At 56.1% G+C, this 17,849-nt stretch carries 16 protein-coding genes; 12 read left to right on the plus strand and 4 right to left on the minus strand.

What is annotated here, in order from left to right; all coding sequences use genetic code 11:
- The first annotated feature begins 79 nt into the window (after positions 1–79).
- Together hemE and ACJJII_RS07595 are read left to right on the plus strand one after the other, a co-directional pair.
- Entirely contained in the window at positions 80–1,159 is a 1,080-nt protein-coding gene (hemE, locus tag ACJJII_RS07590; protein ID WP_444918809.1) for a uroporphyrinogen decarboxylase, read from the plus strand.
- Positions 1,160–1,329: 170 nt separating this feature from the next.
- Entirely contained in the window at positions 1,330–2,682 is a 1,353-nt protein-coding gene (locus ACJJII_RS07595) for a cyclic di-GMP phosphodiesterase (protein ID WP_444918810.1), read from the plus strand.
- Between the two features lie 53 nt (positions 2,683–2,735).
- On the opposite strand, the gene asd is transcribed toward ACJJII_RS07595, so the two are convergent.
- The 3 genes from asd to rsgA are packed head-to-tail and all read right to left on the minus strand — an operon-like array spanning position 2,736 to position 5,456.
- Positions 2,736–3,599 carry an archaetidylserine decarboxylase gene (gene asd, locus ACJJII_RS07600; RefSeq protein ID WP_444918811.1) on the minus strand — a complete coding sequence of 288 codons (864 nt, stop codon included), beginning with the start codon at positions 3,597–3,599 and terminating at the stop codon, positions 2,736–2,738.
- Between the two features lie 25 nt (positions 3,600–3,624).
- A complete protein-coding gene (locus ACJJII_RS07605) occupies positions 3,625–4,419 on the minus strand; it encodes a sulfurtransferase (RefSeq protein ID WP_444918812.1) in 795 nt (264 codons plus the stop codon).
- A complete protein-coding gene (rsgA, locus tag ACJJII_RS07610) occupies positions 4,416–5,456 on the minus strand; it encodes a small ribosomal subunit biogenesis GTPase RsgA (RefSeq protein ID WP_444918813.1) in 1,041 nt (346 codons plus the stop codon). The genes ACJJII_RS07605 and rsgA overlap by 4 nt, the downstream gene beginning before the upstream one ends.
- Positions 5,457–5,542: 86 nt before the next feature.
- On the opposite strand from rsgA, the gene orn reads away from it, so the two are divergent.
- On the plus strand, positions 5,543–6,082 hold the full coding sequence (orn, locus tag ACJJII_RS07615) for an oligoribonuclease (RefSeq protein WP_444918814.1): 540 nt from the start codon (positions 5,543–5,545) through the stop codon (positions 6,080–6,082).
- Positions 6,083–6,095: 13 nt separating this feature from the next.
- On the opposite strand, the gene queG is transcribed toward orn, so the two are convergent.
- Positions 6,096–7,211 carry a tRNA epoxyqueuosine(34) reductase QueG gene (gene queG / locus ACJJII_RS07620; protein ID WP_444918815.1) on the minus strand — a complete coding sequence of 372 codons (1,116 nt, stop codon included), beginning with the start codon at positions 7,209–7,211 and terminating at the stop codon, positions 6,096–6,098.
- Between the two features lie 134 nt (positions 7,212–7,345).
- On the opposite strand from queG, the gene ACJJII_RS07625 reads away from it, so the two are divergent.
- The 9 genes from ACJJII_RS07625 to hflC all read left to right on the plus strand — a co-directional run bounded on the left by ACJJII_RS07625 (position 7,346) and on the right by hflC (position 17,756).
- Complete coding sequence (locus ACJJII_RS07625) at positions 7,346–8,827, plus strand: NAD(P)H-hydrate dehydratase (RefSeq protein WP_444918816.1); 1,482 nt, start codon at positions 7,346–7,348, stop codon at positions 8,825–8,827.
- Positions 8,827–9,321: a tRNA (adenosine(37)-N6)-threonylcarbamoyltransferase complex ATPase subunit type 1 TsaE gene (gene tsaE, locus ACJJII_RS07630; protein ID WP_444918817.1), complete on the plus strand. Its 495-nt coding sequence runs from the start codon at positions 8,827–8,829 to the stop codon at positions 9,319–9,321. The genes ACJJII_RS07625 and tsaE overlap by 1 nt, the downstream gene beginning before the upstream one ends.
- Before the next feature lie 55 nt (positions 9,322–9,376).
- Positions 9,377–10,687, plus strand: coding sequence for an N-acetylmuramoyl-L-alanine amidase (locus ACJJII_RS07635; RefSeq protein ID WP_413664095.1), 1,311 nt, complete (start codon positions 9,377–9,379; stop codon positions 10,685–10,687).
- A 45-nt stretch (positions 10,688–10,732) separates the two neighbouring features.
- A complete protein-coding gene (gene mutL / locus ACJJII_RS07640) occupies positions 10,733–12,619 on the plus strand; it encodes a DNA mismatch repair endonuclease MutL (protein ID WP_444918818.1) in 1,887 nt (628 codons plus the stop codon).
- 70 nt (positions 12,620–12,689) lie between these two features.
- On the plus strand, positions 12,690–13,613 hold the full coding sequence (gene miaA, locus ACJJII_RS07645; protein ID WP_444919264.1) for a tRNA (adenosine(37)-N6)-dimethylallyltransferase MiaA: 924 nt from the start codon (positions 12,690–12,692) through the stop codon (positions 13,611–13,613).
- 191 nt (positions 13,614–13,804) lie between these two features.
- A complete protein-coding gene (gene hfq, locus ACJJII_RS07650) occupies positions 13,805–14,089 on the plus strand; it encodes an RNA chaperone Hfq (protein WP_020413623.1) in 285 nt (94 codons plus the stop codon).
- Between the two features lie 131 nt (positions 14,090–14,220).
- The gene (gene hflX, locus ACJJII_RS07655) at positions 14,221–15,531 is read left to right on the plus strand and encodes a ribosome rescue GTPase HflX (protein ID WP_413664097.1); all 1,311 of its coding nucleotides are present in this window, start codon (positions 14,221–14,223) and stop codon (positions 15,529–15,531) included.
- A 186-nt stretch (positions 15,532–15,717) separates the two neighbouring features.
- On the plus strand, positions 15,718–16,872 hold the full coding sequence (gene hflK / locus ACJJII_RS07660) for an FtsH protease activity modulator HflK (protein ID WP_282930282.1): 1,155 nt from the start codon (positions 15,718–15,720) through the stop codon (positions 16,870–16,872).
- Between the two features lie 11 nt (positions 16,873–16,883).
- Positions 16,884–17,756, plus strand: a complete 873-nt coding sequence (hflC, locus tag ACJJII_RS07665; RefSeq protein WP_282930281.1) for a protease modulator HflC — start codon at positions 16,884–16,886, stop codon at positions 17,754–17,756.
- The last annotated feature ends 93 nt before the right edge of the window (positions 17,757–17,849 follow it).

Below are 17,849 nucleotides of genomic sequence, written 5' to 3' on the forward strand. Positions count from 1 at the left end.
TCGCAATATCTTTGCCACCCTGTGTATAGCGGCCAAGCCCCTGTACAATGCCCGTTTTTTTAGCCCGCTCGGTGTGCCTATGTCTGATACCAAACCGTCCGAATTGAAAAACGACCGCTTTCTTCGCGCCCTTCTGCGCCAGCCAGTGGATCGAACGCCCGTGTGGATGATGCGACAGGCGGGGCGCTACCTGCCGGAATATCGAGCCAGCCGCGCCGAAGCTGGCAGCTTTATGGATCTGTGCCGCAATACTGAGCTGGCCTGTGAGGTAACGCTGCAACCCCTGGAGCGCTACCCGCTGGACGCCGCCATTCTGTTTTCCGATATCCTGACTATTCCCGATGCCATGGGCCTGGGCCTCTATTTCTCTGAAGGAGAGGGCCCGAGGTTCCACAAGCCCCTGCGCACGGCGGCTGATATCGAAGCCCTGGAAGTGGTGAACAGCGAAAAGGATTTGGACTATGTGATGAATGCCGTGTCCACCATCCGCCGCGAGTTGAATGGTCGCGTGCCGCTTATCGGCTTCTCCGGCAGCCCCTGGACGCTGGCGACTTATATGGTTGAAGGTGGCTCCAGCAAGGATTTTGCCCGCTGCAAGGAAATGCTCTACAACCGCCCTGAGCTGATGCACCAGTTACTCACGGTGCTGGCCGACTCTGTTACCGATTACCTGAACGCCCAGATTCGCGCTGGTGCCCAGGCCGTACAGATCTTTGATACCTGGGGCGGGGCACTCAGCCACAGTGCTTACCGTGAATTCTCCCTGAAATATATGCAGAGAATTCTCCAGGGGCTAATTAAAGAAGTCGACGGTCGTCGAGTGCCGGCCATCCTGTTCACTAAGGGAGGCGGTCAGTGGTTGGAAGCAATGGCTGATACTGGCGCTGACGCCCTGGGCTTGGATTGGACGACAGATATTGGCAGCGCCCGCGCCCGAGTGGGAGACAAGGTGGCCCTGCAAGGCAACTTGGACCCTGCTGTTCTCTATGCGAGTCCCGAACGAATTCGCACAGAAGTGGCGGCTGTTTTGAAGTCTTTTGGTCAAGGTAGTGGCCACGTTTTCAATTTAGGTCACGGAATTACCCCGAAGGTAGACCCCAAACATGCCGGAGCCATGATTGAAGCTGTGGTAGAACTGTCAGCCCAATATCACGCCTAAACTGGCCACTGATCTCTGAGTCTGTGAATACAGTCTCACTTTGGGCGGGTGAACCTTAATATCTCTCCATGATATAAAGGTGAGCTTGCCCAGAGGACCGAGGATCTTACGCCACGGGGTCTTTCAGGGCAGCGTTTTAGCGTTAACTACAGTTGTCGGCACCTTCCCCAGTGGCAATCGAACAAGCAAAAATTTCTGTCGGTGATTTACAGCGCGGCATGTTCGTCTCCAAGCTTGACCGGCCTTGGACACGAACCCCATTTGCGCTGCAGGGTTTTTATATCCGCGATTTGGAAGAAATCCGCCAGCTACAGAAATACTGCCGGTTTGTTTATGTCGATATACACAAAACTGTCGGTAGTGCCGGTGTTACCCTGCGTCGATTGCTCGGAGGCAGCGACACTTCCGCAAGGGGTCGTTCTTCTGGCCGCACAGCGGTCACTATCCCTTGTAAGCCTGTCACTGTTTCCCATAAAAAATACCCCCCTCCGCAGCCGGCGCAGCGAGAAGCCAGTAACGCGCGTAAGCTTCACGGCCAGATCCTCTATGGTATGAGTGAAGTGATGGGGCTTGTTGCTAACAACAGGCCCATACCGGTACAGCAGGTCAACCAAGTCGTTGAGGATTTAGTAGAAAGTGTGCTGCGCAGTCCCGATGCGTTTGCCTGGCTGGCTCGTGTACGAGATAAGGATGAGCACACTTATAGTCACTCGGTACGTGCCAGTATTTGGGCGGTGCTATTCGGCCGCCATATCGGTCTTTCACGCAGTGATTTACTAAAGCTCGGGGTGGCTACTCTGCTGAAGGATGTAGGCAAGCTGGCTATCGACGGGGAAGTGCTGCAGATGAAGCAGCGCGATCCGCGCAGTGAATTGGAGTATCGAAAGTTTGTGCAGCACAGCGTCAAGATGCTGTCGGCAGACCCACAAATAGATCCCAAGGTTATCGAAGTCATTAGTGCCCACTGCGAGCGCCATGATGGTAGTGGTTACCCTGAGGGCTTGCGCGGTGACAGGATTTCAGTGTTGGCGCGCATGTGCGGAATAGTGACTTTCTATGATGAAGCCACTAACCCAAGAGGTTCCAGTGAGCCGGTAGCGCCATCCCGGGCAGTTGCCAAGTTGTATGACCTGCGGGGTATCGCCTACCAGGAGCAGTTGGTAGTGGAGTTCATTCAGGCAATTGGCCTCTATCCCACGGGTACCCAGGTAGAGTTGTCCACCGGAGAAGTCGGCGTGGTGGTGGAACAGACCTACGACCGGCGCTTGCGACCAAAGATAATGATCGTTCTCGATGGGCAAAAACAGACGCTCAGCAAGCCTCGCCTGTGTGACTTAGCTGAAGTTGAGGATCGAGAACAGAAGCTTATCGAGCGTGGCAAGATGAGCGTCGAGGAAAAGGTCAGTATCCTCAGGGATATAGAACCCGGAGCTTACCCCCAGGTGGATGCGGCGAATATTCGCGACAATTATTTATTCCGCGGTGGTCGACTGGGGCAGCTACTGACGCGCCTGACAAAATAAACGTTCTCTTTTTCAGAGGCGGCAGTTAAAACTGCCGCTGTCCCTTACTAATATCAGTCCTTGCCGGATAATAAATTACCGAAATGCTCACCCATGCGCACGGGCGACTCGGCTTCCAGCTGGTCGAGCCAGCTCACCTGGTCTGCGCCAAATAGCATAATGACGGTAGAGCCCAGCTTAAAGCGTCCCATCTCCTCACCTTTCTCCAAGTGGATGGGTGCCTTATCCAGATAATCTGTGTTGATGACTTTGCGCTGGATAGGAGCGACTTGTCCGGCCCAAACGGTTTCGATACCGGCGACAATCATTGCACCCACCAGGATCATTGCCATGGGGCCTGCTTCCGTATCGAATACGCAGACCAGACGCTCGTTGCGCGCGAACAGGCGCGGAACGTTTTCTGCAGTTACCGTATTTACAGAGAAGAGTTGTCCGGGCACATAGGTCATGCTGCGCAGGGTGCCGGCCATGGGCATATGCACACGGTGATAATCCTTCGGTGACAGATACACAGTGGCGAAGTGCCCGTCATTAAATTGCGCCGCTACCTTGGGATCACCGCCCACCAGTTCAACCAGGCTGTAGTCGTGACCTTTAGCCTGGAAAATACGGCCGTTATGGATCTGGCCCAGCTGGCTGATGGCGCCGTCGGCAGGGCTGGCGAGGGTGTGTTGCCCTTCGATAATGGGGCGGGCTCCGTCTACCAGCTCGCGGGTAAAGAATTCATTGAAGGTGCGGTAGGCAGTACAGTCGCTCTCTTTGGCCTCCTGCATATCTACACCGTACTTCTCAACAAACCAGCGGGTGAAAGGATCTTTGATCCACTTGAGCTCTGTATTCGCCAACCAGCCGGCAGCGCGGGAGAGTGCATGTTGCGGCGTTAGGTATTGCAGGGCGGCAAAAAGTTTAGGGTTCATAAATCTACGTCTTTTCTCAATGTATCTACTGCTGTACCGGAGTATTGGGCAAATTGCCCCACTCACTCCAGGAGCCTGGATAAGCGCGAATATCCAATCCCAGGGATTTGCCCACTAACCAGGTAAAAGCGGAGCGGTGATGGCTCTGGCAGTGGGTGACAATCTTGTGTGAGCTATCAATTCCCAGTGCAGCGAGGAATTCGCGGGCATCCGCACGAATACGCAAATCTTTTTGCGGGTCCATCAATTGGGTCCACTCGCAATTTATTGCTCCCGGGATATGACCGCCCTTCATGGCCAGGACCCGCTCACCGCGATATTCCTGGGGTGAGCGAGCATCCCAAACAAGGAATTCATCATTGCCCAGTTGATCCTGGATTTGCTGGGCGTCCATCGCAGCTGCGTTGTTGACGGTGATTTGAATATCACTCGGCTCGATATCCGGTGCCTCGGTAGTGAGAGGAAGGTCGGTGCCTCGCCAGGCCAACATGCCGCCATTCAAGTAGCTGTAATTGCGGTGGCCTATCATTTCCAGGGTCCACAAAAAGCGCCCAGCCCAACCACCGCCTTCGTCGTCACAGGCGACCACATGTTGTTCCGGCTTTAAGCCGATAGCTTGAAACACCTGGGTCAGCTGTTCGATGCCGGGCAGTTTTCCCGGTGCGGGCGCGGTGCCAGCCATCAGCGCCTGGAACGGCAGGTGAACGGCCCCTGGGATATGGCCGTTGAGGTAATTGTGGGGTGAGCTGAGGTCTACAATCAGCAGTTCTTCGCGCTCAAGCTGAGTCGCGAGCTCATCCGCTTCGATGATCAGTTTCAAAACTTGTTCTCCGATTCCAGGCTGTTGCGCAAATGCAGAAAACTATTCATACGGCGCTCGCTAATTTTTCCATCGGTCAGTGCCTTCTGGATAGCGCAACCGGGTTCGCCCTGGTGGCGGCAGTCGCGAAAGCGGCAGTGCCCTATAAACGGTCGGAATTCGACAAACCCTTCCAGTAGGGCGGCTTCCTCCATATGCCAGAGTCCAAACTCGCGAATGCCTGGGGAGTCTATCAGATCACCCCCACTGGGCAGGTGAAACAGTTCCGCCGCTGTAGTGGTGTGAGTCCCCTTCTGTGTGGCCTCTGAAAGGGCACCGGTGCGGGCGCCGGCACTGGGAAGCAGTGCGTTGACCAGGGATGACTTGCCCACCCCGGACTGCCCTACAAAAACGCTACATCCCTGCGCAAGGGTTTCCAGCAGCTCCGGCAGGCCCTCGCCAGTTTTGGTCGATAACCGTAAAACCGGGTAGCCGAGCTCCGGGTAGGGGGCGAGTAGCTCCTCCAATGAATCGCGATTGCGCTCATCGATCAGGTCGGTTTTGTTGAGCAGCAGCATTGGTGCTATGCCGGTGGTCTCTGCGGCTACCAGGTAGCGGTCTATAGCATTGGCAAAGGGTTCAGGGTAGGGGGCGATAACGATCAATATGCGATCGATATTGGCGGCGACCGTTTTCAAGTCGCCGTAGCGATCGGGTCTTTGCAGCTCGGAATTGCGCGGCAGGCGCGCGCCGATAACACCAATGCCCCCATCGCTGTCTTCGCTGGCGGGGTGCCAGGCAACGCGATCGCCGGTCACCAGGGTTTCGATATTGGCGCGCAAATGGCAGCGCTGGCGCAGGCTCGGATCACTCTCGCTCTCCACTAAAACCTGTGTGCCATAGTTGGCAATAACCAGACCGATCTGTTCCTGCCCCAGTTGCCCCTCTTCCAGGGCCTCTTCGGCAGATTGCTCGCGCTTGCGGGCGCGGGCTTCGCGTTCCTGCTGGATTTTGTTGATACGCCACTGTTGGCGGCGATTTAATTTGCGTTTACTCATGCACTAGCACCTGGAGACTAGCGGCGGATTATAGCTATTGCAGGGTAGTTGCGGTAACTTGCGCGGAAAGTTTGAGGAGACCCGTTGTGGATCAGAACAACCTGATCTGGATTGACCTGGAGATGACAGGCCTGAATCCGGACAAAGAGCGCATTATTGAAATTGCCACAATCGTGACGGATTCACGCCTGGATATTCTCGCTGAGGGTCCCTCAATGGTTATCCACCAGAGCGATGCCTTGCTAGATGCAATGGATGAATGGAATACCGAACAGCACGGAGGTTCCGGGTTGGTAACGCGGGTTAAAGAGTCCAGCATTTCCGAAAGGGACGCGGAAAGGGAGACCCTGGAGTTCTTACGACAGTGGGTCCCTGAAGGAGCATCTCCCATGTGTGGCAACTCTATTGGCCAGGATCGCCGCTTCCTGGTGAAATATATGCCGGAGTTGGAATCCTATTTCCACTACCGCAATCTGGATGTCAGCTCGGTGAAGGAATTGGCTCGTCGCTGGCGCCCAGAGGTTTTGGATGGAGTAAAAAAACACAGCAGCCATTTGGCGCTCGACGATATCCGCGATTCTATTGAGGAATTGCGCCACTACCGCGAGACTTTTTTCCGCCTCTGACCCCCACTCTCGATTAGCCAGCGGGCTTGCGTTTGATTTTACGCTTGCGCCTGCGCCTGCGCCCGCTGCGCAGCCGCTCCAGCGCCCAATCGATATGCTCTAGCACCAGGGGCGTGGCGTCGGCGCGCGCACTCTCCAGGGTATTGATGACTTCGGGCGTGGCCTCCCCATTGCCTAAGGCAACAGCCAGGTTGCGCAGCCAGCGCTCGTGGCCGATTCGGCGAATCGCCGAACCCTCAGTCTTGCGTAGGAACTCCTCTTCGCTCCAGGTAAACAACTTCAGTAGCTCACCATTGTCCAGTCCGTGTCGGGGATGAAAATCTTTTTCCTTGGTGGGCTTGGCGAACTTATTCCAGGGGCACACTATTTGGCAGTCGTCGCAGCCGTATATTCGGTTGCCGATGGGCTCGCGAAATTCCTCAGGGATTGGGCCTTTGTTTTCAATAGTGAGGTAGGAGATGCAGCGCCGTGCATCCAGGGTGCGGTCATCGATAAAGGCATCGGTGGGGCAAACCCTGAGGCAGGCGACACAGTCGCCACACTGATCATGCTCCTCGCTGATATCTATGGGGAGTGGCAAGTTGGTGTAGATTTCGCCGAGGAAAAAGTAAGAGCCGGCGGTCGAATTCAGTACCAGCGTATTTTTACCAATCCAGCCCAGGCCGGCCTTGGCTGCCAGGGCCTTCTCCATTACCGGGGCGCTGTCGGTAAAAGCCCGACCTTTCGATTCAATGCCCCGCTCGGCGCAATAGGTATCAATTTGCTTTGATAGATTGGCCAGGCGTTTGCGGATCAACTTATGGTAATCGCGGCCATTCGCATAGCGGGATACATAGGCCTTACTCGAATCCTTCAACACTTTAATCGGCTGGGTGTCCGGCGGCAGGTAGTCCAGACGCACGCTGATTACCCGCAGTGTTCCCGGCTCCAATAATTCGGGGCGCCAGCGTTTCTCACCGTGAGCGCCCATCCAGTCCATGTCAGCGTGATAGCCCGCATCAATCCAGGCGCGCAGGCGTTCCCCTTCCTCCTCCAGCTGGCAATCGGTAATACCCACTTGTTGGAAGCCCAGTTCTCTGCCCCAAATTTTGATCTGTTGGGCTAAGTCGGCGAGCAGTGATTCGGTCATAGATAAAGCGGCTCGATATTCCCTGCAAGCACAATGCCTGGCCGGGGCGGTATACTTTGCGGTTGGCGCAAACGATGGCGATGTAATTGCCTATTTTGCCACAGATGAATTCTTGACCACATCGCGGGAGCTGCATGGACACGCCTCAACCTCTATACAGTGCCGAGTCGGTACGTGAGCTGGATCGACAGACGATTGCTGCACTGGAAATCCCCTCCATTCAACTGATGAAGCGCGCCGGTCGCGCGGCTTTTTCACATCTACGCAGGCACTGGCCGGAGATCGGCCGCCTCCAGGTTTTCTGCGGTGGTGGGAACAACGGTGGGGATGGCTATGTGATTGCCGCCCTCGCCGCGCAAAAGAAAATCCCGGTCACCGTCTATGCGTGTACCGATCCTCAGCACCTGAGTGGCGATGCCCGGGAGGCCTATGAGTACGCCTGCCGGGAAGGTGTCCAGGTGGTGAACTCTCTCGCAGAGTTGGATACGGCAGACGCCAATACACTGATTGTGGATGCATTGCTGGGAACGGGCTTTAGCGGTGAGCTGCGCTCCGGCGTGGCGCATGCGGTTGAGCGAATCCGCAAAAGCCCCGGCCCGGTGTTGGCGGTGGATATCCCCTCCGGTCTGAGTGCCGAAACCGGCAGTGCCGGCGAGGCGGTCAGTGCCGATATGACAGTGACTTTTATCGGTCGCAAAATGGGGCTCTATTGCGGTCGCGGCCCGGCGCTCTGCGGAGAGGTAATTTTCGAAGGCTTGGGGGCACCTGAGGCTGCCTACCGAGCAGTTGAGCCTTTGGCTATGCGTTACGAGGCTGATGCCATCCGTCGCCTGCCAGCGCGTGCTGCCGATAGCTTTAAAAACCAGTTTGGCCATATTTTGGTTGTCGGCGGTGATACCGGATTTGGCGGTGCTGCATTGATGGCTGCGCAATCCTCAGCGCGCTGTGGAGCCGGGCTGATTTCCCTGGCGACCCGCCCTGAGCATTTGTCCGCAGCGTTAACTCGCAGTCCAGAAGTGATGGCCCATCCGGTGATTTCCGGGCAGGAGCTGGAACCGCTGCTCGAAGGCCCCAGCGTAATTGCAGTGGGCCCCGGTTTGGGACGCTCCCCCTGGAGTGAGCAGCTGCTGGCGCGAGCCGGCCGAGCTGAGGCGCCCTTGGTCGTAGATGCCGATGCATTGAATATTCTCGCCGAGGGCCGGGTTCTGGCCGGGGTCCGGCGGGATGACTGGGTGTTGACCCCACATGTGGGGGAGGCCGCCCGCCTCCTGGGTTGTGATACCGCCGAGGTGCTCGCCGATCCGCGCGCAGCTGCTATTGCAGTTCAGCAAAAATTCAGTGGCGTGGTGATATTAAAAGGCGCCGGCACCCTGATTGCACATGATGGTGGTGTTGACCTGATCAACAGCGGTAACCCGGGCATGGCTTCCGGTGGTATGGGAGACCTCCTCACCGGTATTGTTGCAGCATTGATTGGCCAGCACTTGCCGCTGGTGGAGGCTGCCCGACTGGCGGTGTGGTTACACGGAGAGGCGGGTAATCGCGCTGCCGAAGAGGGTATGCGGGGATTACTCGCTACGGACTTATTGCCCTGGATTAGACGTTTGGTAGATTGATGGCGAGTGAATTGAAATTACATTTGGCTGATGAAGCAGCCACCGTATCCGGCGGCAACTCGCTCGGGCAGGCCTGTCTCGCGGCGGGCCTGCAACAGGGGCTGACGCTGTATTTAAATGGCCAGCTGGGTGCGGGAAAGACAACTTTCTGTCGGGGGGTACTGAGGGCCTTTGGGCACGAGGGTGCGGTAAAGAGCCCCACTTACACCCTGGTGGAACCCTACGAACTCGAGGCTCACCGGGTTTACCACTTCGACCTCTATCGTCTGGGTGACCCGGAAGAGTTGGAGTTTATGGGGGTGCGGGATTATTTCTCTGCGCAGAGTTTGAGTCTTGTAGAGTGGCCCGAGCGGGGCGAGGGCATATTGCCCGATCCAGACTTGGAAGTTGAGTTGGAAGTACCGGAAAGTGGTCGCCAGCTCAGGTTAATTGCGCACTCGTCCGAGGGTGAGCGCGTAATAGACCTGCTGCAAAAGCTGCTGCGAGCATCCTGAAAACGCCTGAACACAGGGAAATACTGATACCAATAAGCAAAGGGGCTGGGAAGTAATGAGTTTTATGTGGCGGTCTCTGTTAGTTGTCGCGCTGTGGTTGGCAGTTTTCCTGCCGGCTTCTGCGACGCAAGTGGAAGGTGTGCGCGTCTGGAGAGCACCCGACCATACGCGTCTGGTTTTTGATTTAAGCGACCCGGCAGAGCACAAGTTATTTACCCTCAAGGACCCCCACCGGGTGGTTGTCGACCTCTCTGATACCGAGTTGAAGGCTGAGCTGGACAAGTTGGATCTGGACAAGACGCCGATCGCCCGGGTGCGCCATGCCCGTCAGAATAAAAAAGATCTACGGGTTGTATTGGACCTAAAGCAGCAGGCCAATCCGCGCAGCTTTGCTTTGCGGCGCCATGAAAACCTGCCGGATCGATTGGTGATCGACCTTTATGACGAGGTTAAAGGCAGCGAGAAGACGCTGGAGCAGGTCAGTAGTGAACGCAATATCATTGTCGCTATTGATGCAGGGCACGGCGGGGAAGACCCCGGGGCTTCCGGTCCCGGTCGCTTGCGGGAAAAGGATGTGGTGCTGGCGATTGCCAAACAGCTGCACAAAAAGATAAACGGTGAGAAGGGCTTTACCGCCAAACTGGTGCGTACAGGGGATTACTATATTCCTTTGCGGGAACGGGTAAAAATTGGGCGCAATATGCGTGCGGACCTTTTTGTGTCGATCCACGCCGATGCCTTTACCCGTAAAGATGCCCGTGGCGCCGGGGTTTATGCGGTCTCCTCCCGGGGCGCAACCAGTGAAACCGCCCGCTTTTTGGCCGCGAGGGAAAACGAGTCCGATCTTATCGGTGGTGCCGGCAGTTTGAGCCTAGGCGATAAGGATGACACCCTTGCCGGCGTATTGCTCGACCTCTCTATGACTGCCACCATGAATGCCAGCCTGGATATCGGCGCCAGTGTGCTGTCACAGATTGGCACCGTCACTCACCTGCACAAAAAACAGGTGGAGCAGGCCAATTTCTCGGTGCTGCGTTCGCCGGATGTGCCTTCAATTTTGGTGGAGACGGGTTTTATTACCAATCCCCAGGAAGCGAAACGCCTGCGCGATCCCAGTTTCCAGCGCAAGCTGGCGCAAAAGCTCAGTGACGGTATAGTGGCGCACTTTAAGAGCCGCCCCCCGGCGGATACCTGGCTCGCCGCCAACCAGAGCGATAAGTCTCGCAACCACGTTATCGCTCGCGGGGAGACCCTTTCGGGTATCGCGGCGCGATATAATATCTCCGTCGCCGCCCTGATGAGAGCGAATGGCATCAAGAACTCCGTGATTCGAGTGGGGCAGACCCTGAGTATTCCTTCCGGCTGAGACCTCAGTGTCGAGCGGTCCTTGCAGCATTAACAGGCCAGATTCATGCACGATAAAATCCAGCAACTCTCTCCCCGCCTCGCCAACCAGATTGCAGCTGGTGAGGTAGTTGAGCGCCCAGCATCAGTAATCAAGGAGTTGCTGGAAAACAGCCTGGATGCGGGCGCTACACGGCTAGAGGTCGATGTGGACGGCGGTGGTAGCAAGCGCATGAAAGTGCGCGATAACGGCAAGGGCATAGAGCGGGAAGACCTGCCAATGGCCCTGGCCCGCCACGCGACTTCCAAGATTCATGCATTGGAAGATCTGGAGGCGGTGGCCACCCTGGGCTTTCGCGGTGAGGCCCTCGCCAGTATTTCCTCGGTGGCGCGCCTGGCATTGACCAGCAGCCGCGATGAAAGTGGCAAGGGTTGGCAGGTAAGTGCGGAGGGCCGCGACATGCAGGCGCAGCTCGCGCCCTCGGCTCACCCCCGTGGCACCACTGTGGATGTGCGCGATCTGTTCTTCAATACGCCCGCTCGGCGGAAATTCCTGCGCACAGAAAAAACAGAATTCAATCGCATTGACGAGACGATTAAGCGCTTGGCGCTGTCCCGATTTGATGTCTCTATCAGCCTGCGCCACAACGGCAAGGGTGTGCATAATCTGCGTGCGGGCACCGGGCGGGTGGAAATGGAGCGCCGTGTCGCCCAGGTGTGTGGGCCGGCGTTTATGCAGAATGCGCTGCATATCGATGTGGAGCGCAGCGGCCTGCGCCTGTGGGGGTGGGTTGCGGAACCCGCATTCTCGCGCTCCCAGGCCGACTTACAATTCTTTTATGTCAATGGCCGGGCTATTCGCGACAAGGTGGTCAGCCACGCGGTGCGCCGGGCGTTCGCCGATGTTTTGTACCATGGTCGCCATCCGGCATTTGTACTTTATCTGGAGCTGGACCCGGCTTCCGTCGATGTGAATGTGCACCCGACCAAACACGAAGTGCGTTTTCGCGATAGTCGCCTGGTGCATGACTTCCTGTTTGGCAGTTTGCACCGGGCCCTGGCGGATGTGCGTCCGGGGCAGAAAGAGGAAACAGAAAGCGAGCCGGAGCAGGAGCGCCAGGAACAGGTCACGGGTTTACAGGCCGGTGAATTTGCCGGGCAGCATAAAATGCCACTCAGCAATCGCCCCTCGCCCTCAAATCTGCGCGAGCAGATGAACGCTTATGGCGCTCTGCACCAACCGTATCAGGACTCATCCCCGGCGACACAACAGCCGCGGGGCGCCCCTAGCAGCCGGCCAGTGCCCGTGCCCCAAGCATCTTCCGGGACGACCATAGGGGCCAGTGCGGGCATTGAAGGCGAATCAGAAGTGCCGCCGCTGGGCTTTGCTCTGGCGCAGTTGCATGGAATCTATATTCTCGCGCAAAACGAGCACGGGATGGTTGTTGTCGATATGCACGCTGCCCATGAGCGCATTGTCTATGAGCAGATGAAAGTGGCTTATGCGGCCGGTGGAATTCAGGCTCAGCCCCTCCTGGTTCCAGTGAGTCTGGCTGTCAGTCAGCGGGAAGCGGACTGCTTCGAGGAGCGCAGCGAGGTGTTTACCGCGCTTGGTTTCGTATTGCAGCGGGCCGGTCCGGAGACCTTACTGGTGCGCCAGGTACCCACAATGCTGCACGGCGCGGAAGTGGAACAGCTTGTGCGCGATGTACTCTCGGACCTGCTCGGCGAAGGCGACAGCGCCCGTATTGGTGAGCGCATCAACGAAGTGCTGGGGACAATGGCTTGTCACGGTTCTGTTCGCGCAAACCGACGTCTGACAATCCCGGAAATGAATGCTCTGCTGCGGGATATGGAGCGCACGGAGCGCAGTGGCCAGTGCAATCACGGTCGCCCGACCTGGACCCAGGTTAAACTGGCAGATATGGATAAGTGGTTTATGCGCGGCCAATAGGTACGCGGCAGAAGTGGGTGGTAGTTTGAATAACAGCTTGCCGGGTGATAAGCCCCGTGTAATTTTCTTGATGGGTCCAACGGCCTCCGGCAAAACGGATCTGGCCATGGCGCTCGCCGATCGTTTGCCGGTGGAATTAATTAGTGTTGATTCTGCTCTCGTATATCGAGGCCTTGATATCGGCTCGGCCAAGCCCTCAGTGGAAGAACTAGCTGCTTACCCTCACTGTTTGATCGATATCTGCGACCCATCCGAGTCTTATTCGGCAGGCCGCTTCCGCAAAGATGCGCTGGAAGCTATGGCAGAAATTACCGCTGCTGGTAAAGTGCCATTACTGGTTGGCGGAACTATGTTGTATTTCCGTGCTCTGTTGGAAGGTATGGCAAAATTGCCTGAGGCGGACGCAGCGGTGAGAGCAGAAATAGAAGCTCGCGCAGAGCGTGAAGGGTGGCCTGCATTGCATGCAGAGCTGGCCCAGGTGGACCCGCAGTTGGCGGCAGAGCTACATCCCAACCATTCGGTGCGTATCGAAAGGGGACTGGAAGTTTACCGCCTCACCGGTGTTCCGCTCTCGCAGTTGCGTCGCGAGCAGGAAGCTGGGGGAATACAGGAGCAGTACCAGGTGTGCCAGATGGCCATTATGCCCCGCGATCGCTCCCTGCTTCACCAGCGAATTGAACTGCGTTTTCGCAAGATGCTCACAGCGGGCTTTATTGATGAAGTCCAGGGTCTGCTGGACCGAGGAGACCTGCACGAGGACTTACCGGCAATTCGCGCGGTGGGATATCGACAAGTTTGGCAACATTTGCAAGGCCAAACCGATTACGATGATATGGTGGCCGCTGGAATTGCGGCGACGAGGCAGCTTGCCAAGCGCCAGTTAACCTGGCTGCGGCGCTGGCCAGACCTGCTAACTTTGTACACTCAGGATGAGCAAGGTGGGGTGCGTGAGAATGACGAAATATTGGCAGAAGCCTTGAAATTTCTCGCTTAAGCATCCATAACGTGGTTGGGCTATTAAACGACAAGCCCGTTCAGTCAGTTTTCACAGAGTCCGGCCTTTTCCGGCTCGCTACTACACTACTTATACGCGTATTCAACCTCAGTCGTTTTTTGATCCGCGCTCTTCGCGGGTGCGATTGCGGCCTGCATACCGCATTCAGCTTTTTGACAAGGAGAAAAAAGATGTCAAAAGGGCACAGCTTACAAGACCCTTACCTCAACGTATTGCGCAAAGAGCGTATTCCGGTTTCTATCTATCTGGTAAACGGCATCAAGCTCCAAGGGCAAATTGAATCCTTCGACCAGTTCGTGGTGTTACTCAAAAATACTGTGAGCCAAATGGTGTATAAGCACGCCATTTCTACGGTTGTTCCGTCGCGTGCAGTGCGCGTACCGCTATTGAATCCCGCAGCCCAGCACGGCGGCGAGGGTAATGGTGAAGGCGGTGAGCGCGAATCCTTTAGCTAAAAGATCCGTATCAATTTCACCTGCACCCCGTTTTGCCGGGGCGCCAGCAGCTCGGTGAGCCCCTTGCAGGGCTTGCCGGTTGTCACCTCAGTCAGGGCTTATCGCGCCCTTTTCGCAATAGAGAATTCCCATTGTTTTTCGATCGACCGGAATCCGGTGAGCTCGCAGTACTGGTACACCTAGAACTCTCCGCCATCGACAGTCCCGACGACCCTCGTGAATTTGAGGAGTTGGCCCTATCTGCCGGAGCAGATCCTGTCAGTTTTATTTTTGGCCAGCGCGCCACTCCAGACCCAAAGACCTTTGTTGGCCGAGGTAAATTGGAGGAGATTCGCCAGGTGGTCAAAGATCAGGAAGCCGCCCTGGTTATCTTTGATCACATCCTGTCTCCGAGCCAGGAGCGCAATATTGAGCGCGAATTAAAGTGCCGGGTGCTGGATCGCACAGGACTTATTCTGGATATTTTTGCCCAGCGTGCGCGAACTCACGAGGGTAAGCTTCAGGTGGAATTGGCCCAGCTGCGCCATATGGCAACGCGGCTGGTGCGAGGCTGGACCCACCTGGAGAGGCAAAAGGGTGGTATCGGCCTACGTGGACCCGGTGAAACCCAGTTGGAGACAGACCGGCGACTGCTGCGCGCGCGCATAGACTCCATCGAGAAGCGGCTGGAAAAGGTACGCCGCCAGCGGGAGCAGGGGCGCCGCGCGCGCTCCCGGGCAGAAATGGCCACAGTATCTCTGGTTGGCTACACCAACGCGGGCAAGTCGACCCTGTTTAATCGCCTGACCGATGCAGATGTCTATGTCAGGGACCAATTGTTTGCCACCCTCGACCCGACCATGCGCAGGGTTGAATTACCCAATGTTGGCGCCATGGTATTGGCTGATACGGTGGGATTTGTTTCCCACTTGCCGCATAAACTGGTAGAGGCATTCCGGGCAACCCTGGAAGAGGCCGCCAGTGCGACGTTGCTTCTACATGTGGTGGATGCCGCGGCAGATGATCGGTTACACCTGATGGAAGAGGTGCAAACGGTTCTGGAAGAAATTGATGCTTCGGAACTGCCGCAACTGGTGGTTTATAACAAAATTGATCTGCTGGCAGATTTTGAACCGCGTATAGACCGGGATGATCAGGGTGTACCCCGGGCAGTTTGGCTCTCTGCGGTAACAGGTGCGGGTTGTGAACTTTTGATTGAGGCTATTGCCGAGCGCCTGGGCGAGCAAATGGTGCGCGGGCAACTGGTAGTGAAGCCTCATCAGTCCAGGCTGCGAGCGCAGCTATTTGAAATTAATGCGGTGCAGTCGGAAGTCTACCGCGACAATGGTGACTGCGAATTGCAAATATTATTGCCGCGTAGTGATTTCCAGCGTCTGCTGGCGCCACATATTGCTGGCAATGACGCGCCGGAATGGGTTTTGGAAGAACCCATTGCTGAGTAGTTGTCGTATAAACATTGATTTTAAAATTCAGGTCATATTGCGACCTTTAGTCGAATTTGTTCGGGGTTGGTCTCCGCAGACTGCCCACTTGCCTCAGGCTAGGGCCTGTCGGCAATATTTTGTCGGCAATGGATGCTAGAATCCGCCGAAGTAAAAGATTAAGTGATCATAGTTGGAGTAAGTTAAATGGCCTGGAATGAGCCGGGTGGTAACAATAAAGACCCCTGGGGTGGTGGCGGTAACCGCAATAACGGAGGCCCGCCCGATCTCGATGAACTACTGCGAAAAATTCAGCAGAAACTAGGTGGCCTGTTTGGTGGTGGTGGCAGCGGCAGCCCAAGTGGCGACTCTGTCAAATTTCCCTGGGTACTGGTTATTGGTCTCGCCGTATTGATTTATGGCGGCCTGGGGATTTACCAGGTCAACGCCAACGAACAGGCGGTTGTTTTGCGCCTGGGCAAATACCACTCCACGGAATCTGCCGGCCTGCACTGGAATCCGCCGCTTATCGATAACGTCACCAAGGTCAATATGACTGAGGTGCGTACCGAGCGCACTACCGGTCAGATGCTGACCGAAGACGCCAATATCGTAGAAGTGGTACTCACTGTGCAGTGGCAGGTTGGGGATGCTGAGTCTTTTGTACTGCGTGTTCGCGATCCGGTGAAGAGCTTGCAGGAAGCCACCGACAGCGCCCTTCGTCACGTGGTGGGCTCTCTCACTTTAAACGGTGTGATTTCCCAGAACCGGACCCAAGTATCTGCCGATACGCAGGAGCGATTACAGGAATACTTGGACCTGTACCAGACCGGTATACGCATTGATGTGGTTAACCTCACTGATGCTAAGGCGCCGCGCGAAGTGCAGGATGCGTTTGACGATGTGACTAAAGCCCGTGAGGACGAGGTGCGTCTGCAAAATGAAGCTCAGGCTGATGCTAACCAGATAATCCCGGTTGCCCGTGGTCAGGCTCAGCGCATTATCGAAGAGGCCGAGGCATACAAAGCCCGCGTCATCGAGAGTGCCCGAGGTGAAGCTGTGCGCTTTGAGAAACTGCTGGCTGAATATGAGCGTGCCCCGGAAGTTACCCGCGAGCGTCTCTACCTGGATGCGGTACAGGATGTGATGGCCAACACCTCCAAAGTGATGGTGGATGTAGAGGGTGGCAATAACATGATGTACCTGCCGCTAGATAAATTGGCGCAAGGCGGCGCTGGAGCAGCGCGAGCAGCCCAAAGCCAGGACACCTCGCCTGTAATGATTGAGGAAGTCTATCAGCGTGTTATTGAGCGCCTTCGTCGGGATGACGCCAGCACCCGTCGCAGTCAGACTATTCGCTAGGAGGGGATGATATGAATAACAAAACACTGGGTATCATTGTTGTCATCCTGGTTGGAGTATTGGTACTTTCTTCCAGCGCCTTTGTAGTGAAAGAGACTGAAAAAGCCGTGCTACTGCGCTTTGGTGAGCTGGTGCGCACCTACACCGAGCCGGGTCTCTACTTCAAAATCCCTTTTGCGGAAAGGTTGCGCAAGTTTGATGCGCGTATTCAGACGGTGGATTCCAGCCCCGTTCGTATGCTCAACAGTGAAAACAAATTCATGATGGTTGATTCGTATGCCAAATACCGAATCTCTGATGTGGATAAGTTTTATATCGCCACTCGTGGTGACGATCGCAATGCGGTGCGCCTGCTGTCGGAGCGGATCAATGATCAGCTCCGGAACGAGTTTGGTGTGCGTGATCTGCATGAGGTAGTCAGTGGCGAGCGCGATGAGTTGATGGCGGAGATCACTAAAAACCTGAATAAGGTGGCTCAGGATGACCTGGGAGTGCATGTGATTGATGTGCGCGTCAAGCGGATTGACCTGCCGCCGGAAGTCTCCGAGTCTGTGTTCCAGCGTATGCGCGCTGGTCGTGAGCTGGAGGCGCGGGATCATCGCGCCAAGGGTCAGGAGGCCAGTGAGCGTATCAAGGCTAATGCCAATCGCCAAAGAGTGGTGATTGAGTCTGAGGCCTACCGCCAGGCGGAAGAGTTACGCGGTGCGGGTGATGCAGAGGCGGCAGCTATTTACGCTGCGGCCTACAGCAAGAATCCGGAGTTTTACCGCTTTACCCGCAGCCTGCAGGCTTACAAGGAGTCCTTCCGAAGCAAGTCAGATATGCTGCTGGTCGATCCAGATAGCGAATTCTTCCGCTACCTGAAAGACCCGAAAGGAGAGTAGGGCTGAAAATGCTGTGTAGCACTGGGCAACTGGTGCTATAGGCGCCGGGTTAGATTCGATAACCCTACCTTCCTGTTAGCACTTGATGCTAAA

Source organism: Microbulbifer maximicatervae (SeqCode), from assembly GCF_052467825.1.